18 protein-coding genes are annotated in these 22,402 nt (G+C 37.9%); 4 read left to right on the plus strand and 14 right to left on the minus strand.

Annotated elements, in window-relative coordinates; translation table 11 throughout:
• Position 1 precedes the first annotated feature (1 nt).
• The 6 genes from pnpS to citZ form a co-directional block, all read right to left on the minus strand.
• Positions 2 to 1,384, minus strand: coding sequence for a two-component system histidine kinase PnpS (gene pnpS / locus BKP57_RS02535; RefSeq protein WP_050353349.1), 1,383 nt, complete (start codon positions 1,382 to 1,384; stop codon positions 2 to 4).
• Entirely contained in the window at positions 1,384 to 2,076 is a 693-nt protein-coding gene (locus tag BKP57_RS02540) for a response regulator transcription factor (RefSeq protein WP_050353350.1), read from the minus strand. The genes pnpS and BKP57_RS02540 overlap by 1 nt, the downstream gene beginning before the upstream one ends.
• Before the next feature lie 291 nt (positions 2,077 to 2,367).
• Positions 2,368 to 2,844 carry a MaoC/PaaZ C-terminal domain-containing protein gene (locus tag BKP57_RS02545; protein WP_050353351.1) on the minus strand — a complete coding sequence of 159 codons (477 nt, stop codon included), beginning with the start codon at positions 2,842 to 2,844 and terminating at the stop codon, positions 2,368 to 2,370.
• 199 nt (positions 2,845 to 3,043) lie between these two features.
• A complete protein-coding gene (mdh, locus tag BKP57_RS02550; protein WP_050353352.1) occupies positions 3,044 to 3,982 on the minus strand; it encodes a malate dehydrogenase in 939 nt (312 codons plus the stop codon).
• A gap of 141 nt (positions 3,983 to 4,123) precedes the next feature.
• Positions 4,124 to 5,395, minus strand: a complete 1,272-nt coding sequence (gene icd / locus BKP57_RS02555) for an NADP-dependent isocitrate dehydrogenase (RefSeq protein WP_050353353.1) — start codon at positions 5,393 to 5,395, stop codon at positions 4,124 to 4,126.
• A 148-nt stretch (positions 5,396 to 5,543) separates the two neighbouring features.
• Complete coding sequence (gene citZ / locus BKP57_RS02560; RefSeq protein ID WP_050353354.1) at positions 5,544 to 6,662, minus strand: citrate synthase; 1,119 nt, start codon at positions 6,660 to 6,662, stop codon at positions 5,544 to 5,546.
• Positions 6,663 to 7,233: 571 nt separating this feature from the next.
• On the opposite strand from citZ, the gene BKP57_RS21865 reads away from it, so the two are divergent.
• Both BKP57_RS21865 and ytvI read left to right on the plus strand, forming a co-directional pair.
• The gene (locus BKP57_RS21865) at positions 7,234 to 7,590 is read left to right on the plus strand and encodes a hypothetical protein (protein WP_128743520.1); all 357 of its coding nucleotides are present in this window, start codon (positions 7,234 to 7,236) and stop codon (positions 7,588 to 7,590) included.
• A gap of 127 nt (positions 7,591 to 7,717) precedes the next feature.
• Positions 7,718 to 8,824 (plus strand): sporulation integral membrane protein YtvI, encoded by a 1,107-nt coding sequence (gene ytvI / locus BKP57_RS02565; RefSeq protein ID WP_050353355.1) that lies wholly within the window; start codon positions 7,718 to 7,720, stop codon positions 8,822 to 8,824.
• A 2-nt stretch (positions 8,825 to 8,826) separates the two neighbouring features.
• Here ytvI and BKP57_RS02570 read toward each other — a convergent pair whose 3' ends face one another.
• The 8 genes from BKP57_RS02570 to dnaE form a co-directional block, all read right to left on the minus strand.
• A complete protein-coding gene (locus tag BKP57_RS02570; RefSeq protein ID WP_050353356.1) occupies positions 8,827 to 9,216 on the minus strand; it encodes an FxsA family protein in 390 nt (129 codons plus the stop codon).
• 535 nt (positions 9,217 to 9,751) lie between these two features.
• The gene (pyk, locus tag BKP57_RS02575; RefSeq protein ID WP_050353357.1) at positions 9,752 to 11,512 is read right to left on the minus strand and encodes a pyruvate kinase; all 1,761 of its coding nucleotides are present in this window, start codon (positions 11,510 to 11,512) and stop codon (positions 9,752 to 9,754) included.
• A 40-nt stretch (positions 11,513 to 11,552) separates the two neighbouring features.
• Entirely contained in the window at positions 11,553 to 12,512 is a 960-nt protein-coding gene (gene pfkA, locus BKP57_RS02580; protein WP_050353358.1) for a 6-phosphofructokinase, read from the minus strand.
• A 375-nt stretch (positions 12,513 to 12,887) separates the two neighbouring features.
• A complete protein-coding gene (accA, locus tag BKP57_RS02585; RefSeq protein ID WP_072740945.1) occupies positions 12,888 to 13,844 on the minus strand; it encodes an acetyl-CoA carboxylase carboxyl transferase subunit alpha in 957 nt (318 codons plus the stop codon).
• On the minus strand, positions 13,841 to 14,701 hold the full coding sequence (accD, locus tag BKP57_RS02590; RefSeq protein ID WP_050353360.1) for an acetyl-CoA carboxylase, carboxyltransferase subunit beta: 861 nt from the start codon (positions 14,699 to 14,701) through the stop codon (positions 13,841 to 13,843). The genes accA and accD overlap by 4 nt, the downstream gene beginning before the upstream one ends.
• A gap of 224 nt (positions 14,702 to 14,925) precedes the next feature.
• A complete protein-coding gene (locus BKP57_RS02595; protein ID WP_232231310.1) occupies positions 14,926 to 15,549 on the minus strand; it encodes a FadR/GntR family transcriptional regulator in 624 nt (207 codons plus the stop codon).
• Positions 15,550 to 15,569: 20 nt separating this feature from the next.
• Entirely contained in the window at positions 15,570 to 16,808 is a 1,239-nt protein-coding gene (locus BKP57_RS02600; RefSeq protein WP_050353570.1) for an NADP-dependent malic enzyme, read from the minus strand.
• A gap of 376 nt (positions 16,809 to 17,184) precedes the next feature.
• Positions 17,185 to 20,538, minus strand: coding sequence for a DNA polymerase III subunit alpha (gene dnaE, locus BKP57_RS02605; protein WP_072740946.1), 3,354 nt, complete (start codon positions 20,536 to 20,538; stop codon positions 17,185 to 17,187).
• Between the two features lie 615 nt (positions 20,539 to 21,153).
• On the opposite strand from dnaE, the gene BKP57_RS02610 reads away from it, so the two are divergent.
• Both BKP57_RS02610 and ytrI read left to right on the plus strand, forming a co-directional pair.
• Complete coding sequence (locus BKP57_RS02610; protein WP_050353363.1) at positions 21,154 to 21,486, plus strand: sporulation membrane protein YtrH; 333 nt, start codon at positions 21,154 to 21,156, stop codon at positions 21,484 to 21,486.
• Positions 21,486 to 21,989, plus strand: coding sequence for a sporulation membrane protein YtrI (gene ytrI, locus BKP57_RS02615; RefSeq protein ID WP_050353364.1), 504 nt, complete (start codon positions 21,486 to 21,488; stop codon positions 21,987 to 21,989). The genes BKP57_RS02610 and ytrI overlap by 1 nt, the downstream gene beginning before the upstream one ends.
• Positions 21,990 to 22,402 lie beyond the last annotated feature (413 nt).

A 22,402-nucleotide genomic window follows, 5' to 3' on the forward strand; every position in this document is an offset into this window, starting at 1 on the left:
TTTATTTTTGCATATCATTATTGATCGGTAAACTTACCGTTATTTTCGTACCTTTATTTACTTCACTTTCAATTTCAATAGTACCATCATGTACTTCGACAATATGTTTTACAATTGCTAACCCAAGCCCTGTTCCTCCGGTATTCCTGCTTCTGGCTTTATCCACTCTGTAAAATCGTTCAAATATTCTTGGGAGAGCTTCCTTTTCAATACCAATTCCTGTGTCTTCCACTTCGATACAAACAGAATCATTACACTCTGTTATCCGCAAATAGATGTTCCCTTTCTCAGGTGTGTAATTTACAGCGTTATCGACAAGGTTGATGATAATTTGCTTTACCTTTTCTTTATCAGCGGTTAATTGTATATGATCATCTACAGCTTTATCGAATGTCAAATGCTTATCTTCAAACCTCTGCTCAATAATCGGCAACACTTCATTGACAACATCATTAACGGAAAATGTAGAAAGGACGAGTTGGAAGTTTTCTTTTTCCAATCGCGAAAGAATTAATAAATCTTGGATTAATAATTGCAATCGGTGACTCTCTTTATAAATAATTTCTAAAAACTCTTTGCTCTTATCCAAGTCTTTCATTGGGTTATCCAACAATGTTTCCGCAAATCCTTTAATCGACGTAATCGGTGTTTTCAGCTCATGTGATACATTAGCAACAAAGTCTTTCCGCATTAATTCCAGCTTTTTAAGCTCGGTAATATCATAAAGGACAAGAACTGCTCCCTTTAATAAGTTACGGTCATCAAAAATAGGAGCCCCAACAATTTCAATATAGTATTTATCCAGACCTTTATAGTGGGTAAATTCTTCTTTAATATTTCGTTCATACAAAAAGGTTTTCTGTACCGTTTCGTGAATAGTTTCATTATGAAGAACATCATAATAAAGATAACCTTGGAAATCTTGGGTCGTTTGACCAAACATAGTTAGGAACTTACGGTTGACGAAATGAATATAGCCTTTTGCATCGATTAAGACAAGTCCGCTCTGCGTATTTTCAATAATCGTTGATAATTGTTCCGCTTGCATTTGCTCTTGAATTGTTAATTCATTTAAATTACGGGCTAGAGCATTTATTTTAGTACTTAGCTGGCCGATACTGTCTGTACTTGGATGATGAAATCTAGCTCGGTAATTTCCCTTTACAATCTCATCAACTGTCTTCGTCGCTTTTTTAACCGGTTTAATGACCGATTCATATAGATGTAACAAAAATAGGAATAAAATAATAAATTGAATAACTAGTACAGAAGCTATTACTAGATAATCTCCAATTAAAACACTTAACAAAATACCGGTTACTGAAACAACTAGGAAAATACCTATTGTGTAACCGAATATTGGTTTTTCAAACAAAAATCGCATTAACTAGGGTCCTCCAATTTGTAACCAAGACCTCGCACTGTTTTAATATAAACAGGTTTTTTAGAATCTGGTTCTATTTTATCACGCAAATGAGATATATGGACATCTACGATACGTGTATCACCAACAAAATCATAATCCCAAACTCCACTAAGCAGCTGATCTCGGGAAATAACCTTTCCCTTATTTTTCGCTAAATAATATAGCAGCTCAAATTCTTTTCTTGTAAAGGTGATGACTTTCCCTGCCATCTCTGCTTCGTATCTTTCAGGGAAGACGGTTAAATCTCCAACTTGAATATATGAAAAATTGGATTTTTCTACTCTTTTTGCCCTTCGCAAAATGGCTTTAATTCTAGCTACCACTTCCTTTGGGCTAAATGGTTTGGTTAAATAATCGTCTGCACCTAATTCCAGTCCAAGTACTTTATCGAATTCCTCGTCTTTAGCAGTTAACATAAGAATTGGCGTATTTATTTGGTTATTTCTTAAATATCTACAAACATCCATGCCATCCATTTCAGGGAGCATCAGATCTAAAACAATCAAATCATAACTGTTGCTCTGTGCTTTTTGCACTGCCTCATAACCGTCATAAGCAACATCAGTCACAAAGCCTGCCTTTTCAATATTGAAGTTTAATAACGTAACAATTGACTTTTCATCATCGACAATTAAAATTTTCTCGTTCATATCCAGTCCCCGTTTCTAATACATTAATAGGTTCCACATCCATCTTACACTGAAACCTTAAGAATGTGAATACGATAAGAATTTGTAAATTTATTTTTACACAGTATCAATGTTTTTACAAGGCGCCTGTAAATGAACGGATATCCTATTCTATGCGAAAAAGGGGGAAACATGCCTTGTTATTTATATAATAGTCAACGCTGTTTGATGAAGGCAGAACAAAAATTTGATACTAAGAATAAACAAGCTCATATCGTGTCTCCGTTCTGAGCTCGCTATGAACGTACTACATTAAAAAAAGTTTTCTAGCGATTGCGCTGTTAATGTGTTTGGTTTATGAGCTGGTGTTACGTACAACTTCCCATGCAACACAATTTCACCTTCCTCATCCTTAGCGGTTACATTCATAGCAAGGCGTTGACTGCTTTCATCGATGGCAATAACCTCTAGCATCATATCGACTTCCGTATTATGATATACTGCCCTAGGGAATATCATTTCGTGGTGAACAATATGACTCCCTGGTCCTGGAAGTTCCATGGATACTAAAGAAGAAACCATGCCGTATAGCATTACAGATGGTACAATTGGTCGTTTATAAGGCGTTAATGAAGCATAGTCATGTTGAAGATACAACGGGTTCGCATCATTGGTTAATCCTAAATATAGTAATAAATCACGATCATTCATTTTGGCCTTTCGATTACACGTATCCCCTATTTGAATATCCTTTAAGGATCTGCCTAATGGTTGTCTTTTCCCAATCAATCCCTTCACCCTCTCATCAATGTAAGCGCTTTCTATTATAACAAACATTCAGTTGTTTGCCAATTCAAATAATATTGAATGTAGGAAGGACATACGAAATATCGTCAACTATAGTTCTTGATGTTATAGCATGTACAACAAACAAGAAAAAGCTTTTATTTACAATAATGAATGTAAATAAAAGCTTTTGCAAATCGGATTATTCTAGAACATCCAAGACTTTTTTAACAGAATCTGCAGACTTGTTAAGCGCCACCTTTTCATCCTCGGTTAGATCTAATTCAATTACTTTTTCGATACCATTAGCTCCTAATACAGTTGGTACTCCAAGATAAATATTAGAATACCCATATTCCCCCTCTAGGTAAGCAATCGCAGGTAGGATTCGTCGTTGATCCTTTAATATCGCTTCTGCCATTACAGTTAGTGAGGCTGCAGGTGCATAATAAGCACTTCCATTGCCTAGTAATCCGACAATCTCTCCTCCGCCTTTTCTTGTACGCTCCACAATTGCGTCTAAACGCTCTTTTGATATTAATGTTTCAAGTGGGATACCTCCAGCATAAGAGTAACGAATTAAAGGAACCATATCATCACCATGCCCCCCTAATACGAAGCCGGAGACATCCTTCACCGAAACATTTAATTCCTGAGCTACAAATGTACAAAAGCGTGCAGTATCTAATACACCTGACTGTCCGATTACTCGTTCTTTTGGCAATCCAGATTCTTTAAAAACAGTATATGTCATGGCATCAACCGGATTTGTTAATACAACAATATACGTCTCAGGAGAATATTTCATGATTTCTTGTGTTACAGACTTCATAATCTTAGCATTTGTATTCACTAAGTCATCACGGCTCATACCTGGCTTACGAGCAATTCCCGCAGTAATAATAACTAAGTCAGAGTCTTTTGTCTCCTCGTAATTAGATGTTCCAATAATCGAAGCATCAAAACCTTGGACAGGGCTAGCTTCCAGCATATCTAAAGCTTTTCCTTTGGTTGGGTCCTCCATATTCGGAATGTCAACAAGCACAACGTCGCCAAGTTCTTTTTGTGCAAGCATTAACGCAGTTGTTGCACCAGTGAAACCGGAACCAATTACAGATATTTTATTTCTCTTTATTGCCATTATAAAAAACCCCTTTGTTCTAATTGGTATAAAGTTAATCGAGTAGTTTAATAAAAAGCCTCAATGATTGTAACAATGTCTATGTTGTGAAAATTTCACGCAATAGGTACGGGGGTAACCGCACCTACTAGTTCAAAAAAATTAGCCCATATTTTTAATTAATTCTTTTCCGAACTCTGAACATTTCACTTCCGAAGCGCCATCCATTAAGCGAGCGAAGTCGTAAGTTACTACTTTTGAAGCAATTGTTTTATCCATTGCCTTGGTAATTAAATCAGCAGCCTCTCTCCACTCTAAGTGCTCAAGCATTAAGACAGCAGATAAAATAACAGATGAAGGGTTCACTTTATCCATCCCTGCATACTTAGGTGCTGTCCCATGTGTAGCTTCAAAAATAGCATGCCCCGTATCATAGTTAATGTTTGCACCAGGAGCTATTCCAATACCGCCTACTTGAGCAGCAAGAGCATCAGAAATATAGTCTCCATTCAGGTTCATCGTTGCTACCACATCAAATTCATTTGGTCGGGTTAATATTTGCTGCAAGAAAATATCAGCAATGGCATCTTTAATAATAATTTTCCCAGCTGCAACTGCTTTATCTTGTGCTTTATTCGCAGCATCTTTACCTTCTTTTTCAACAATACGGTCGTATTCTGCCCAAGTAAATACTTGATCTGCAAATTCCTGCTCTGCTAATTCGTAACCCCAATTTTTAAATGCACCTTCTGTAAATTTCATGATGTTACCTTTATGTACTAAAGTAACACTTTTACGTCCTTCATTAAGCGCGTATTGAATACTTGCGCGCACTAAGCGCTTGGTACCTTCTTCAGAAACTGGCTTTACACCGATTCCAGAAGTCTCTGGAAAACGAATATTCGTTACATTCATCTCTTCTTTTAAGAAATTAATTACTTTCTTCACTTCGTCAGAGCCCTTTTGCCACTCAATTCCAGCATATATATCTTCTGTATTTTCACGGAAAATGACCATATCAACATCTTCAGGACGTTTAACCGGTGATGGTACACCGTCAAAATAGCGAACTGGGCGCAAGCATGTGAATAAATCCAATTCTTGGCGGAGAGCTACGTTTAATGAGCGAATACCACCGCCAATTGGCGTCGTTAAAGGTCCTTTAATAGCAATTTTATATTCATTAATCTTATCTAATGTATCTTGAGGCAGCCATTCTCCTGTTTTGTCGTAAGCTTTTTGACCAGCATATACTTCTAGCCAATCAATTGCTTTCTCCCCATTGTATGCTTTTTCTACAGCAGCTTCGATTACTTCTCGAGCAGCAGCCCAAATATCCGGTCCTGTTCCATCGCCTTCAATGAACGGTATAATTGGGCGATTTGGCACATCCATTTTTCCATTTTCTACAACAATTTTTTCTCCCTTTGTCATAACAATGATTACCTCCTAAATTCATTCTGTATATAGTTTAGCAAAAATAAGTCCCTGTGAACATCTTTTGCATACAGACATTTCACAGGAAATATTCCTTCTTGATGATAATACGGATAATAATCGTGTATGGTTGCCATTTACAAATCTATCGTTTATCAATCGTAATATATTCAGGTGATGTAGGTCCATTGTATTCAGCACGTGGACGGATTAAACGATTATTCGCATATTGTTCCAAAATATGAGCAAGCCATCCGGATGTTCTGCTAACTGCAAAAATTGGCGTAAACAAATCATGATCAATACCAAGACTATGATAGACAGATGCAGAATAAAAATCAACATTTGCTGGTAGACCCTTATGCTTTTTAATGTAATCTTCAATTTTTACTGACATTTGATACCATTTTGGTTCGCCAATTAATTCTGTTAATTGCTTCGACATATCTTTTAAAAATTTCGCTCGCGGATCTCCGTTTCGATAAACACGGTGACCCATTCCCATAATTTTTTCCTTATTATCTAACTTTTCTTGAATGTAAGGGATCGCATTTTCTTCTTCACCAATTTCAGTGAGCATTTTCATAACGCCCTCGTTCGCTCCACCATGAAGTGGACCCTTTAAAGCTCCGATTGCAGCTGTAATGCCGGAATACACATCCGATAACGTCGCTACGCAAACTCTGGCTGTAAATGTAGACGCGTTTAGCTCATGATCAGCATGAAGCACAAGTGCTTTATTCATAGCCTCAACTTCAATGTCTTTCGGTTCTTTACCATTAAGCATAAATAACAAATTTTCAGCGTAATTGTAATTAGACTTCGGCTGAATGGGGTCTTTTCCTTTCCTAATTCTCGCGAAAGCCGTTACAACAGAAGCTATTTTTGCCTGTATACGAATTGCTTTCCGTTTGTTTGCTTCTGCATCCATAACTTCAGCTTCTTCATCATATAATCCTAACAAAGAAATAGCTGTGCGTAGCGCTGCCATTGGATGGACGGTTGATAGATCATAAGAGCGTAAATGTTCAATAATTGCTTCAGGAACTTCCATATTCGTAGCAAGCTTTGCTTTAAGCGTATCTAGTTCCTCTTGCTTTGGAAGACGTTGGTTCCATAGTAAAAAAATCACTTCTTCAAAACTGGAATATCTAGCCAAATCATCAATCTTGTAACCTACATACGTAAGCTGGTCATCTATTATCGAGCTAATTGACGATTGAGTTGCTACAACTCCTTCAAGCCCTTTCGTTGTTGCTGTCATAACAAACCCTCTCCTTTGTTAAATTATTTAGTATACTATCTTTCGACAACACCCCAAACAACTAAATAATATCCCCCAATGATAATTATAAAGTATTATGAATCTAAAGTGAATTGAAACCGATTCACTTTACTATTAAATTTTACTAGAAGACCTGCGTTTTTGCAAAAAAGAGTTTCTTTTGCTTCAACTTTGGTGAAGAAAGCAGCTTCATTATACATCCAAGCTCGGGATTATTTACCTATTAAAATAAGGCTGTAAACTGCGTAAGGACTTCCTTTATCAAAAAATCATTTATGAGTCAATTTCATACTGATGTTAAATTAATACTATTTTTTTGGTAACTTGCATAAATATAGGAATATATGAGGCACGTAAACAGGTCATCATCATTTTATAGAGGAGCTGCAAACTTGAGCGCATTTTTGGCTAACCTTTTTGGTTAAAGTAAAACTCCTATTTTAAGCTATTCTTCCATAGGATTTTTTCTATTCTCTACTGATAGAATCTTAAGTTCTGCTGAAAAAGGAGAGATTTATATTTTTGCATATAAGGCGCTATTTCCACAGCTTTGAAAAAAGAACACGCTTTTTACGTATCACACCTCCAACGATTAACATCCAACAGGCTCAACGAAATCGGAAAGGCAGGAACCGTTGTCTCTCATTTCGGCTGTATTGGCGATGACTCTTTAATTCGTAGTTTTACAACACCTTACAGACTAAATAAAACCAATTTTCAATCATCTGGGGTTCTCATTCCCCCACTGATTGTTAGCAGCCCAAGGGTATGGTCTAAAGGCCTCTTACGAAACAGGGCATTTAGTGCTGTTATCTCCCACTTAGACTTATTGCAGCATGATTCTCCAACTCCTGAAGCAGCACCTTATATATGGGATAAACAAGAAGCAAGAATTACAGATAATTAAAAATTAGAAAGCAAATGTTATGTAAAATGGTTTGATAGTTCAATTGAAAAAGTTGGTTGTAAGTCTTCTTTACAACTGGACGGATATTTATAAAGTAATTAGGAAAATGAAAATGGGGTTTTAAAAGATGTACAAGCCTATTTTATCTATAGTTCTTCGTTTTGCAAGTATAGTAGCATGTATAATTTTAAGTTATGTTTTGTTGACAGCAAGCTTTGCTTATTTATATCCATTAGTTATCGCTAGTATCTTAGCAGCAGGGATCCATCCGATAGCCAGCTTTATGGAAGAAAAATTAAAATTCCCAAGGATGATGGCGGTAATTGGCACGATGCTATTTCTATTTGCAACAATCAGTAGTATATTGTTTATTCTCTTTTCTGAATTTATGCAAGGAACCTTATTTTTGGCTGCACAATTACCAGACTATATTCAAACGTTTAGCCACTATGTAACAAATATCATGGAACAGAAAATCATTCCAATGTATGAGAAAATAACTTCTTACTTACAAGCGTTGAACCCCTCCCAACAAGAAGCCGTAAGTAAGTCTATCCAACAATTTACACTCAAAATTAGCACTACTCTTTCAGAATCATTGCAAACCTTTTTATTAAGGATACCTGCTGTGTTTACAACGCTACCAAACTCATTTACAGTCATGATTTTTATTCTATTGGCAACTTTTTTAATAGCCATCGATTATAAAAAGCTTACTGCTTTTGGAAAAGAATTGATTCCGCAGTCTTTTCAAACGAAAATAAAAAATATACAGAAACAGTTTAAAAAAACCATCGCTGCTTATATAAAGGCACAGTTTATTTTAGTACTTATTTCTGCTTTTTTAGTCTATATTGGATTGAAAATCTTGCAAATTAATCATGCGTTTACCATCTCGCTATACGTTGCACTTATTGATTTGATCCCATATATTGGGTCAGGTGTTATCTTTTTCCCATGGATGATCTATTTATTTATTGTAGGTGATTATTCTTTAACGATTCAATTAGCGATCCTATATGGTCTCATTATCATCATCAGACAACTGATCGAGCCTAAAATATTGTCTTCTAGCATGGGAATTCATCCACTTATAGCACTTATCACACTATTTATTGGCTTACAGCTTTGGGGAATTATTGGATTCATCATTGCACCTGTTATACTTATTTCAATTAACGCTTTTTATCAAGCAGGTACGTTTCACGATATATGGAAATTTATTAAAGGCTAATTCTACCACCTTCGATAAATAATGGTTCGTTTTTTTATTAGATGTTTGATCAAGCTTTCTATTCTTTGTTTGAACAATATTCTTGTTGTCGGAATGACTAATAAAAAGCCAACTGCATCAGAAATAAAGCCTGGAGTCACTAATAAAACAGCACCAATTAAAATACAAATTCCATCAATAATATAACTTGTTGGAACTTCGCCACGCTGCATCGAAAGCTGCGCTCGGTTCCAAGTTTCAATGCCTTGTTGCTTTGCTAAATAAAAACCAACTGCTCCAGTAAGGAGGACAAGGCCTACAACCCACCATGGGCCAATCCAGCCGCCTACCCAAACAAAAACACCTATTTCTAACGCTGATAAAACAAACGCAATGAGTAAAAACCATTTCATTCTATTCACCCCTTTCGACTACTATAACATACGTTGTGCATACCGATCTCTTATGGCACAGTAATCGGACCAAAGATACTTAAAAAAGCGAAAAGAAGAAAGGAGGGATCACTCCCCCCCTTTTTTATAAGATAAGAAACCAGCATGGCTTGCCTAGAGCGCGTGCCACCATCTATCATGAAAAAACTTTTGCTTTATAATGTTTAGATTCTTAAAATACTGTCTAAAATAAATGAGTTAGATAAGTTAAATAGAGTTGTTTTTTCATACAAAAGTATAAAATGAGGTGCTTGGGGATAACGAAATAACCGAATAGCAACGTCCGGCGCATGAGCCCAGCAACGATGCGACTTCAGAAATGCGCCCTACGATAAGTCCTCATCGGTTCGTCGCAAAGAGGAAGGCCGACTAAGAACGGGCTTGCCGCTCAAGCGTCGGCATACCCCTGTTTTTAGTGGCATGATTCCTTTATCTTTAGTTGATTCATTCCATTCGCTACGTTGCTAAACGGGCGCCCCGCAACCTTTGTTCATTATTAAAGCACTCTTGTATGTCCTTGATAAATGTCACCATTTGCACCATCAATTGTAATTACTTCCCCATCTGTTACAGCATCAAACACATCTTTGACACCTACAATAACAGGTATCCCTAGGCTAAGTCCTACCACCGCAGCATGAGAAGTTAATCCGCCTTCTTCCGTAACAATACCAGCCGCTTTTTCAATTGCTGGCATCATTTCCCGATCAGAGCCGTACGTTACTACAATATCACCTTCGTTAACTCTGTTGACTGCTTCTTCAGCTGATTTAACAACAACTGCTTTACCAAAGGCACTTTTTCTACCAATGCCTTGACCTTTAGCAATAACATTTCCAATCACATGAACTTTTAACAGGTTCGTTGTACCACTTTGACCAACTGGTACACCAGCTGTAATGATTACGCGATTTCCATGCTCCACCATACCTGAGCGTAAGCCGCGTTCGACTGCTATATCTAACATTTCATCCGTTGAATTAGCTCGTTTACACATGACAGCGTGAACGCCCCATACTAAAGAAAGTCGTCTGTTAACTCTTTCAGAAAATGTAACCGCAAGAATTGGAGAATGTGGACGATATTTGGAAATCATCCGAGCCGTATGTCCGCTTTCTGTCGGTGTAATGATGGCACTAACGGATAAATTCATAGCTGTGTGTGTAACAGATTGACTGATTGCATCTGTTATCGTCATATCGACATTTCTTGAACGGTCTTTTAAAATAGACTGATGATCAAGTGCAGTCTCTGCTTTAAGTGCGATATTGCTCATCGTTTGCACAGCTTCCACTGGATAATTTCCAGCAGCTGTTTCTCCTGACAACATGATTGCATCCGTACCATCAAAGATGGCATTTGCAACGTCTGACGCTTCCGCTCTTGTTGGGCGTGGATTACGCTGCATCGAATCTAACATTTGTGTAGCTGTAATAACCGGTTTTCCTACGGTATTACATTGCTTAATCATTTTTTTCTGTACTAATGGTACATCCTCAGCAGGGATCTCGACTCCAAGATCACCACGTGCAACCATAAGACCATCACTTACTTCTAATATACTGTCGATATTATCGACACCTTCTTGGTTTTCAATTTTAGGGATAATTTGAATATGTGTCGCATTATGCTGTTCAAGCAGCTCTTTGATTTCTAGTACATCTGATGCACGTCTAACAAATGAAGCAGCAATAAAATCAATATCATGTTCGATCCCGAAGATAATATCATTGGCATCTTTTTCCGTAATTCCTGGTAAGTTAACTGATACATTAGGTACGTTAACACCTTTTTTATTTTTGATCAGTCCGCTATTAAGGGCAACCGTCTTTAATTCTTGATTCGCTTTGTTTACTTCTACAACTTCCAATTCGATTAAACCATCATCTAACAAAATTTTAGAGCCTTCGTGAACATCGTCGATTAGACCGGAATAGGTCACAGAAAATCGTTCAGACGTACCCTCTACTTCCTTCATAGATACGTAGACAACCTCACCTTGAACGAGCTCAGCTTGTCCATCCACAAAATCATGCGTTCTAATTTCAGGGCCTTTTGTATCTAAAAGAATGGCTACCGTTTTACCTGTTTTCTCTGCTGCAGAACGGATGTTTTGAATACGTTGTGCATGCTCTTCATAATTTCCGTGTGAAAAATTAAGGCGAGCAACGTTCATGCCGCTCTCGATTAATTTCTCCAATTTTTCAATTGACTCTGAAGCAGGGCCAATGGTACATACGATTTTGGTATTTCTCATTTTATTTCCTCCTTAGGTATTCCGCAACAGCTGCATTTTATTAAATGGATAATTCTTGTGAAAGCTTATACATATCATCATTGATCGTATGCTTTTCATGAAGCACTTTAGCTATATCATGATCAACTAACACATTCTTTTCAATTCCAACCATTCTACCTGCTTTACCTTCTAATAACAAATCAACAGCCTGTGCGCCAAGTCTGCTCGCAAGAACTCGGTCAGCAGCACTTGGTGAGCCACCTCTTTGAATATGTCCTAAAACAGTGACCCGTGTTTCTAAATCAGTGGATTCTTCAATGCGCTTTCCATAATCGAACCCGCTGCCGACCCCTTCAGCTAAAACAATGATACTATGCTTTTTGCCGCGCTTACGACCTCGTTTTAGTTTATTGACAACCGTTGAAAAGTCTTCTTTCTTCTCAGGAATAAGAATACTTTCAGCACCATCAGCTAGACCAGCCCACAATGCTAAATCGCCTGCATTTCTCCCCATAACTTCAATAATATACGTTCTTTCATGAGAAGTTGCTGTATCACGAACTTTATCGATCGCTTCAATTACTGTATTTAAAGCCGTATCAAATCCAATTGTAAAATCTGTTCCCGCAATATCATTATCAATCGTTCCTGGTACACCGATACAAGGATAGCCTTTTTCCGTTAGCTTTTGTGCGCCGCGGAAGCTACCATCTCCGCCGATCACAATCAAACCTTCAATGCCAAATTTATTCAGCTGTTCAATTGCTTTTTCCTGACCGGCATCCGTTTTAAATTCTTCACTTCTAGCAGAGTAAAGAATTGTACCGCCACGATGAATGATATCACCGACAGAGCCTATTTCCATTCGTTCAATATTACCTTCCATTAAACCTTGGTAGCCGTATTTGATTCCATATACTTCAACGTTATGGTAAATGGCTTTTCTTACTACCGCTCGGATAGCAGCATTCATTCCTGGTGCGTCGCCACCACTTGTTAATACACCTATTTTTTTCATTGTTACATTCCACCTCTGGTCTTACAGTTTAATTAAAAAAGGTCCTCTCTTAAAAGATAATGGGAAATGATCAAAATAGCAATCGAAAGCATGTAAAATAATGCACATTTTAAAATGTAAACCCTTTATATGAAGAATTTTTAACAAAATCGACTCACGTTACACATTTTACCAATAAGAATAGAGGGTGACATACTTTTGCCAGCCCCCCCTTATTCATGATAATCATTTCTCCCTATAAAAAGATTTACTCCATAGCACTGTGATGATATAGATAGCACTTCTCCCAAGCTCTATTACTTTTTTGAAACATATTTTTAAACAGCTATATGACACGGAATAAACCGAACTTTGTATTAGCTGTCTTATACATCTTTAGGAGGATTGATAGGAACCCATTTGCTTATATTTTTCCCATCTTTTTTCAAGTAATTCCTCAACAGAATATGGCTCTAATAACCGTAAAGAATTGTCTATCACTTGATCCAAGTAACTTGCTTGCTGATGTAAGTCACGATGCGCCCCACCTTTTGGCTCAGGAACTATTTGATCAATCAACCCAAGTTTCTTCAAGTCGTAAGCAGTTATTTTCATCGACTCTGCAGCGCGTTGCGCATAGCTTGCATCTTTCCACAATATTGAAGCTGCCCCTTCCGGAGAAATAACCGAGTACGTACTATTTTCTAACATATGGATTTCATCGCCAACTCCCAATGCTAATGCGCCACCGCTGCCACCTTCCCCAATGACAATGCAGATAATTGGGACAGTCAATCTAGCCATTTCCATCAAATTCCTCGCAATAGCTTCACTTTGCCCTCTTTCTTCTGCGGCTTTTCCTGGATAAGCTCCTTTTGTATCAATGAAGCAAATAATTGGTCGAGAAAATTTTTCTGCTTGTTTCATATGGCGCAATGCTTTTCGATAGCCTTCCGGGTGTGGCATTCCAAAATTACGTCGAATGTTTTCTTTCGTATCCTTTCCACGCTGGTGCCCAATTATAGTTACTGGCTTTCCTTTATAAAAAGCGATACCTGTAACAATAGCAGCATCATCCCCAAATGAACGGTCTCCGTGAAATTCGATAAAATCCGTAAATAATTGCTCAATATAATCTAAAGTTGTTGGTCGTTCAGGATGTCTTGCTAATTGGACTCGATCCCATGGTCGCAAATTACTATAAATATCATCTTCCAGCACAGCAAGGCGTTTTTCCAATGTCGTAATTTCTTCAGTTAAATTGATATCGCTATCGGCTGTAAAGCGTTTTAATTCTGCAATTTTATCTTTTAAGTCCACAATAGGCTTTTCAAAATCCAATACTTGCTTCATGATTCTTTCCCACCTTTTTGATGAAACGACAACAATAGCGCTAACGTATTTTTCATGTCAGAACGATGCACCACTTTATCCAATTGACCATGCTTTAGTTGAAATTCAGCTGTCTGGAAATCATCTGGTAATTTTTCCCTGATGGTTTGTTCCACTATTCGTCTTCCGGCAAACCCAATCAGAGCACCAGGTTCTGCGAGGTTATAATCTCCAATAGAAGCAAAGCTTGCAGAAACTCCACCTGTAGTTGGGTGTGTCATTACAGATATCATTAATCCGCCCGCATCACTAAAACGTTTCACAGCTATTGACGTTTTTGCCATTTGCATTAAACTAAGTAATCCCTCTTGCATTCTTGCTCCACCCGAAGCAGTAAAAATAATAAATGGGATCCCTTCTTCTTTTGCTCGCTCAATGGCACGAGCTATTTTTTCACCGATTACAGACCCCATGCTTCCCATGCGAAATGTAGAATCCATAACAGCAAAAGCTGTTTCCTTCCCTTCTATTGTACCTTTTCCAGTAACTACAGCTTCACGAAGCCCTGTTTTGGCTTGATCTTTCTTAAGCTTTTCCTCATACCCCGGAAAATTCAGAGGGTTGCCAGTCGTTAACTGCTCGTCCCATTCTTGAAAACTTGCCTCATCAAATAATGTATCAATGCGATGCCAAGCCTGTAATGGATGATGGTAATCACAATTTGGACAAACTTGTAAGTTTTTATTCATTTCTTTACGATAATAAATTTTATGACATCCGCTACACTTTTGCATCAAACCTTCTGGTACATCCGCTTTTGCTTGTTCACTCGGGATGGATGCATACCTCTTTCGCTTGCCAAAAAGATCTTTAAGCAAGACAATTCCTCCTTTTTTCAAAACAACCCCAAATACGTATCAGCTTTTATACGGGTCAGAAATGAAATACGTTCCCAATTAAAAAGGTATTGAAAGGAACGTCAAATCATTTCCTACGTATATGCGCAAGTCGTCTATTGTCTGTGCAACAAAATAAAAAGTTCTTTTAGCCATTATACATAAATCAAAGAAAAAATACTGTCAAAAAACGTCAATACTATAAGTCACTTCTTTGCTAATTCTACAAACAACAGTTCAATTCCATCATAATGTTTTGTTGCGTATAGCTGGATTAGCTCTTCATAAAAATTTCTCTGATAGCTAATTCCTTCAGCAGTCGCCAAAAATTCATACATTAAGCGCCACACTTTTGCTAATAACCGGTTGTTAGACTTCTCAAAGATATACCGAAAAAAAACAGCATGCGTTTCCTCTAATGTTTGATCTTGTTTACGCAGTATTGCTTGCAAGTAATTTATATCTTGTTCCGTAAACTTAGAAAAAACTAATTTTGTAGCTTCTTTTTCTAATATCCTTATGGTTTCTGCTAAATCTATCCTTGTTTTACTCTCTTGCAAGATGAAGGAAGCAAGTAGCTCGACCGTTTGGAACGATTGATATGTACTTAAAAACGTCCCTTCGCCGCGTCTCGTTTCAATTAATCCTAAAAACTCCATAGCACGTAATGCCTCTCGGATAGAAGATCGCCCAGCTCCAAGCGTATGCGCAAGCTCCCTTTCTGACGGGAGCTTATCGCCTGGCTGCAAGTGTTGCGTATCCATATAGTGACGAATCTTTTGTAAAATCCCTTGATACACTTTCTGTTTATGTGACATGGACACTGCCATGATACACTCCTTTTAACAGATTAATTATCATCAATTTGAGTGAGTTTTCTTGTCTTTTCAGCGATTTCTTCTGGATCCACTTCTATTCTCGCTACTCCGGATTCCATTGCAGCTGTAGCCACACTTTTTGCTACAATTGGTGCTACTCTCGGATCAAATGGAGCAGGAATGACATAATCTTCATGTAATTCGCTTTCCGAAATAAGAGAGGCAATTGCATTTGCAGCTGCGACTTTCATTTTTTCATTAATTCGTGTAGCTCGAACATCCAGTGCACCACGAAAGATCCCTGGGAAAGCAAGAACATTGTTCACTTGGTTTGGAAAATCTGACCTTCCAGTTCCTATTACTTTCGCACCAGCTGCTTTTGCAACTTCAGGCATAATTTCCGGTTCCGGATTAGCCATCGCAAAAATAATTGGATCATCATTCATTTTTTCAACCATTTCCTTCGTTAATGCTCCTCCAACAGATACCCCAATAAAGACATCTGCACCCTCAAGCATTTCTTCGAGACTGCCTGATTTTTTAGCTTGATTCGTAAACGTCGCCACACGTTCCTTTACTTCATTCATTCCTGCCGGACGACCTTCATAAATAGCTCCTCGTGAGTCACACATAATCATGTCACGAACGCCGAAGAAATAGAGCAGTTTAATAATTGCTATTCCAGCTGCTCCAGCTCCATTAGCAACTACTTTAATATCCGAAAATGATTTTCCAACTAATTTTAACGCGTTAATCAATCCAGCCACAGTAACAATAGCTGTCCCGTGTTGATCATCATGAAAAATGGGGATATTAGTTTCTTTTTTTAACCGTTCTTCAATGATAAAACACTTCGGTGCTGCAATATCCTCTAAATTCACTCCACCAAATGTAGGTTCCATTAATTTAACAGTTTGTACAATTTCTTCTACTTCTTGGGTGCCTAAACAAATAGGGAACGAGTCTACTCCGGCAAAGCTTTTAAATAAAACAGACTTTCCTTCCATTACTGGAAGCGCAGCCTCTGCCCCGATATTACCAAGACCTAATACTGCTGAACCATCACTGACAACCGCAACCATATTTCCCTTCATGGTATAATCGTAAACCGTCTCTACACGATCGTGAATTTCTTTACATGGCTCTGCAACGCCCGGAGAGTATGCTAAACTTAATTCTTCAGCGTTGGTTACAGGTATTTTGGAATGCGTGGTTAGTTTTCCTTTATTTACTTTATGAACATGTAGCGCTTTATCTCGTAAGCTTGCCATTTTTAATATTCGCTCCCTTTCGTAGAAAAAATAATTTTCTTCCATCCAACAGTGGTCAGACCACCAGTAACTATTTTATTATAACAGATGCATGTTTTCTGTAAAGTGATGCTATTCTCCCGTTTAAACCTATTTTTATAATTTCTTATTCTTATAAGAAAAACAGAAACAAGCGCCCATCATTACTTCGTGCTCCATAAAGTGAATCTTCAATCTGTGGGGGGTTTTATTCATTCCCACTGATAGTAATAGTATGACCTGAAGGCTTTACGAATAAGGTATTAGATGCTGTTATCTCCCACTTAGACTTATTGTAGTACAGATGGTTATCTAACTCCTGAAGTGGGAGTCTTACAGCACCTTATATACGGGACGTTTACTTATCCAAGACAACTTGCTCCGCCCCAAAATAGGCGCGTAGACGTTGTAAACATCGTGAACTTGGATGAAGGTCATAATCATTGGCTAATTGATATGTTTGTTGTAACCTTTCTTGAAAAACAATGACAGGGGTATTCCCCGGGAAATGAAAAGCTATTTCCTTTAACTTGGCTAAATCAGCTTCTATATCTTCACTTGATAATTTAATAAATAAACGACCAGGGCAGGTATCACCTAGTTTCGTTTCATTTAAAATTTCTACAGATGACAATAATGTTTGTAGCCTATTATTTCTGTTTTCTAGCTTCCCTTGTACTAATACGAGCATCCCTTCTTTCCACCAGCGATGTACTTGCCGATATAATTCTGGAAAGACGACTGCTTCCATCTCATCCGTTTCATCGCTAATGGTAATAAAAGCCATGGGATCACCACGCTTAGTACGAATAGTTCTAATGAATTGAATGACACAGCCACTTTGATGCTTATAGCCATTCCCCGCTTTTCTTGCTCTTTGTAATGATATATACCCTGCGCGCTGTAATAATTTACGGTAAGCAGTAACAGGGTGGCTCGATATATATATACCGAGTAATTCTTTTTCATGAGAAAGCTTCTTGATTTGCGGAAAATCCTCTATATTAGCATATTTCCCTTCCAACTTAAGATCATTGGCAAAGAAGCTTCCCTGTTCTTGAAACTCACCGAATAATTCACCTTGTTCCATTGCTTGGTCAATGGAAGCTAATAAACTAGCACGATTATTATATAGATCATCAAACGCCCCAGCCATAATTAGTAATTCGATAATGGGACGGTTAATTACTTTAAGCGATACACGCAAGCAAAAATCGAACAAATTTCGAAAGGGGCGGTCTTTACGCGCGCGAACAATTTCAGTAACAGCCTGATTTCCTATCCCTTTAATTTGCAGCAAGCCCATCCGGATATGCTTTCCTTCCACTGCGTACTTTCCAAAGCTGGCATTGATAGAAGGTCCCAGTAAAGTTAAGTCCAGTTCCTTCATTTCTTTCCAATACAATGCCAGCTTTTGATGCTGTTGCATAGAAGCACTGAGTAACTCCGCAAAAAATGCTTGTGGGTAATGAGCTTTCAAATAGGCAAGTTGATAAGAGATAATGCTGTACGCCACAGCATGACTTCGGTTAAAGCCATAATTGGAAAAACGAACGATCCATGCAAACAATTCATTAGCCATTGATGAACTATATCCTTGCTGGATACAACCTTTTAGAAAAGCAGACTTTTGCTCTTCGATTTTACTTTCTTGCTTTTTACTAACAGCCCTTCGAAGAATATCTGCTTTTCCGAGCGAAAAACCAGCAATTCGATGAGCGATTTGCATAATTTGTTCTTGATAAATTAACACACCGTACGTTTTCTGTAAAATAGGCGCAAGATCTGGATGCAGGTAAGTAACTTTTTCTAGCCCATGTTTTCTCCTAATATAAGTAGGAATAAAATCCATCGGGCCTGGACGATATAATGCATTAACTGCAACGATATCCTCAAATTCATTTGGCTTCAATTCTTGCAACACTTGCTTCATCCCTTGAGACTCCAATTGAAACACACCATTTGTTCTAGCCTGCTGTAATAATGAAAAGGTTAACGCATCTTGTTGAGGAATATCCTTTAAAGAAATGTGTTGTCCAGTTTGAAAACGAATTTTTTGTAGTACCTTTTCCAAAAGTGTTAAGTTCCTTAAGCCTAACAAATCAATCTTTAATAGCCCTATCGCTTCTACATCATTCATTGTATATTGCGTTAAATACATTGTTCCGGTTCCGGAAGTTAACGGCGCATACTCCTTTAACGGAGCTTCTGAAATAACAATACCAGCCGCATGTGTCGAAATATGTCTAGGAATCCCTTCCAATACAGCAGCTACCGCAAATAACTGCCGTAAAGAGACTGAACGTTTAATATAATTTCTTAACTCTTCAGACTCATGAACAATCTGCGCAAGATTTCTTTTTGATTGTACCGGAATATGGCGTAACACAAATGACGCATCTTGTTTGTTAATATCCATCGTTTTGATAAGCTCTCTCATTAAAGAACGGGCAGCAAATGTTCCAAACGTAATAATTTGTGCTACGTGGTCTGCTCCGTATTTTTTTTGCACATACTCCATCACTTCATCTCGGCGAACATCTGAGAAATCAATATCAATATCAGGCATTGTCTTTCTGTTCGGATTAAGGAATCGCTCAAATAATAAATCGTACTTAGTTGGATCAACGTCTGTAATTCCTAATACATAAGCTACTAAAGATCCTGCTGCCGATCCTCTTCCCGGTCCAACAACAATATTGTTTGTCTTGGCAAAGTCCACAAAATCCGCAACAATTAAAAAGTAATCACTAAATTTCATTTGCTCAATTATGGAAAGCTCATACATTAAACGCTGGTGAATCTCAGCAGTTACTTCTGTATATTTTTGCGGCAAAAGTTTAATGCATTTTGCGGTTAAATATGGATGTGCCTCTTCCTGTTCTGGCAAAGGAAAGGAAGGGAGGTGCCGCTTTTCAAAATCGAAGCTGAGATTACATTTCTCAGCAATTCTGGTGGTTTCATCGATTGTCTCCGACCAGTCAGAGAAAAATTGCCTCATTTCCGCTTCCGTACATAAATGATGATTACGCCACTTTACATCTATATGATTGCCATCCCAAAGCTGTTGTTGTTTCATTGCTTGTAAACAGTCATATGCAATCACGTCCTTTTTATTAAGGTAACGAACATCATGAATAGCAACTACCGGGTCATGATACATTTTCTGAAATTGTTTTACCTCTGCAAAAAAAGTTCGTTCGTCTCCACCATTTCCATACGACTCTACCCCTAAATAAAAATCATTTTCCCCAAAACAAGCTCGATACGTTGATACATGCTGATTTGCATCAGCAAATGATTTCGCCCGCAGTTGTTCTTGTATAACGCCATGCTGTAAAGAAAGTATACCAATACAATTTGCTGTGAATGGCATGAAATGTTCCAGTGGTACAAAAGACTGGTCCTGCGTCTGAATCCATGTACTTAGTTTAACAAGATCATGAAACCCCTGATTTGATTTGGCCAAAACAATTATTTCATAAGCTTCTGTTTGACTATCTCCAACCAAAACAGTCATACCAATAATTGGTTTTATTCCATGTTGTTGACATGCTTTATAAAATGATATTGCACCATGCAATACTTGTTCATCTGTTAGAGCTAAAGCAGAATACTCTAGTTCTGCTGCTCGCTTCACTAACTTTTCAATCGTTATTGTGCTCTTTAACAGGCTATAGCTGCTCCTTATTTGTAAGTGTGTATAAGCCATTGTATCCCGCCTTTACATGCTCTATCCAATATTATACCAATCTATGTAGAACGTGCATACGGAAATGCAGTCGTTAGCATAACTTATTCTGCTGTTTCATAAATATATACTAGTTGATTCAAAATGCCATGTGACGTTTAATTTAAGTTTTAGACCTAGTTTGTTTTTAGGTCTGCCCTTAGAAACACAGATGAAAAAAGTACAAGCATTCGCTATGCAGTTCCACATATAATTTTGAGGGATAAAGTGAATCTGCCCAGTGGGGTTATCAATCATTTCCCACGGCTTGTCAGTAGCCCAAGTGGTAAGATCTAAACGCCTCTTACGAAATAGGGCATTTAGGTGCTATTATTTCCCGCTTAGACTTGTTACAGTACAGACTATCCGACTCCTGAAGTGGGAGACTTACTGCACCTTATATACGGAATAAACATTGAAAACATAATTTTCGTCATCCTTAGCATATTTTAAGGTCTTTATTTAGGCTCTATTTATTCCTGAGTATAAAAAGGGATTACATATGATTATTTCAGATGAATCTATTGGAAGCAACTGCTGCGTTCACGAACTGAGAATTCATCTTGCCGAGGGTTAGAGGGAAGGAGATTATTTAATATGGAAGAACGTTTTTTCGAAACATTTATCCATTGTTATTTTATAGCTTTTGGGGTAGTTATTGGCGGATCAATTATCGGAAGTATTGGCGCCTTTGTTACAGGAAACGCACCTTTAACAGAAATTGGACGAATTGCAGTTCAATTGCGAATATGGGCGATCGTAGCCGCTATCGGGGGGACATTCGATGCGATTGCCAATTTCGAAAGAGGTATCTATGATGGCTCTACGATGGATTTATTTAAACAAGCACTATTCATCCTATCCGCAATGGGTGGAGTAAAAACGGCTATCTTACTGCTTAACTGGCTAACACAGGAGGATATCGCCTAATGCATATTCCACCATATCATAAAAAAGCGACATGGCAACGTTTTTTCGTTGGGGTAATGGTTGGTGGTATACTGGCATATTGTTCTTTACTTTATATGTACGGCAAAATGTATGAAGATCTAATCATCCGAAATCACGAAATGCAAAATGAAATTAGTCAACTGCGAACTCAAAATGAGTCACTTCTGGAGGATAACGACGAACTAAATGAAAAATCAGCGAAACAAGTGAGTGTTGAATCTATTTCGTTTACAGTAGAAAACAAGGATGAATTGCGAATGGATCGATTAATAGCTGGTAAATTAGAGGAGCTTGTCCAAGAAGAATTAAAGCATATCATCGGCAAAGACTTGGCCATCATTGCTGAAAGTGATAGCTTAATCGCAGCTGCACTGGAAAATAAAGCTTTCACTGTAGAGGAATTTGATTACTCCTTTTCGATTACAAAACTCATTATCTCCAACCATATAAAAATAACAGCCGAAGCAAAACGATCCACCTAACCTGCCATCCAATACAAAAATGAAACTCCAATCAGTGGGGTTTTCTTTCTCCCCCCACTGATTGTTAGTATCGTAATAGTATGCCTAAAGGCCTCTATATAGATGCCGTTACCTCCCACTTAGACTTGTTGTGTACATATTATCCAACTCCTGAAGTGGGGGACTTACTGCACCTTAGATGCGGGATAAAACCTTAGGCATCGTCCTTGAAAAAGAAAAACACTTTTTCTACGTGTTAAGTCTTTTGCGACCAACATCCTACAAATCCAACAAAGGGCGAGGCTGTTGCCGTTATCTCCCACCTAGGCTTCTGCATCCTTGGGGGCTCTTGAAGTAAGAATATGATGGCATATTACATTCAGGACGTCTATCCTGTTAAAAATCCACCTTTTCTTCGTCCATGTATTGTATCT

The organism is Virgibacillus sp. 6R, assembly GCF_001895305.1.
Lineage (GTDB): Bacteria > Bacillota > Bacilli > Bacillales > Amphibacillaceae > Virgibacillus > Virgibacillus pantothenticus.

What these genes read in the sequence shown, in the direction of transcription:
- pnpS (WP_050353349.1), bottom strand. Translation starts at nt 1,384, where the DNA reads ATGCGATTTTTGTTTGAAAAACCAATATTCGGTTACACAATAGGTATT.
- BKP57_RS02540 (WP_050353350.1), bottom strand. Translation starts at nt 2,076, where the DNA reads ATGAACGAGAAAATTTTAATTGTCGATGATGAAAAGTCAATTGTTACG.
- mdh (WP_050353352.1), bottom strand. Translation starts at nt 3,982, where the DNA reads ATGGCAATAAAGAGAAATAAAATATCTGTAATTGGTTCCGGTTTCACT.
- icd (WP_050353353.1), bottom strand. Translation starts at nt 5,395, where the DNA reads ATGACAAAGGGAGAAAAAATTGTTGTAGAAAATGGAAAAATGGATGTG.
- citZ (WP_050353354.1), bottom strand. Translation starts at nt 6,662, where the DNA reads ATGACAGCAACAACGAAAGGGCTTGAAGGAGTTGTAGCAACTCAATCG.
- ytvI (WP_050353355.1), top strand. Translation starts at nt 7,718, where the DNA reads ATGTACAAGCCTATTTTATCTATAGTTCTTCGTTTTGCAAGTATAGTA.
- BKP57_RS02570 (WP_050353356.1), bottom strand. Translation starts at nt 9,216, where the DNA reads ATGAAATGGTTTTTACTCATTGCGTTTGTTTTATCAGCGTTAGAAATA.
- pyk (WP_050353357.1), bottom strand. Translation starts at nt 11,512, where the DNA reads ATGAGAAATACCAAAATCGTATGTACCATTGGCCCTGCTTCAGAGTCA.
- pfkA (WP_050353358.1), bottom strand. Translation starts at nt 12,512, where the DNA reads ATGAAAAAAATAGGTGTATTAACAAGTGGTGGCGACGCACCAGGAATG.
- accA (WP_072740945.1), bottom strand. Translation starts at nt 13,844, where the DNA reads ATGAAGCAAGTATTGGATTTTGAAAAGCCTATTGTGGACTTAAAAGAT.
- BKP57_RS02595 (WP_232231310.1), bottom strand. Translation starts at nt 15,549, where the DNA reads ATGGCAGTGTCCATGTCACATAAACAGAAAGTGTATCAAGGGATTTTA.
- BKP57_RS02600 (WP_050353570.1), bottom strand. Translation starts at nt 16,808, where the DNA reads ATGGCAAGCTTACGAGATAAAGCGCTACATGTTCATAAAGTAAATAAA.
- dnaE (WP_072740946.1), bottom strand. Translation starts at nt 20,538, where the DNA reads ATGGCTTATACACACTTACAAATAAGGAGCAGCTATAGCCTGTTAAAG.
- BKP57_RS02610 (WP_050353363.1), top strand. Translation starts at nt 21,154, where the DNA reads ATGGAAGAACGTTTTTTCGAAACATTTATCCATTGTTATTTTATAGCT.
- ytrI (WP_050353364.1), top strand. Translation starts at nt 21,486, where the DNA reads ATGCATATTCCACCATATCATAAAAAAGCGACATGGCAACGTTTTTTC.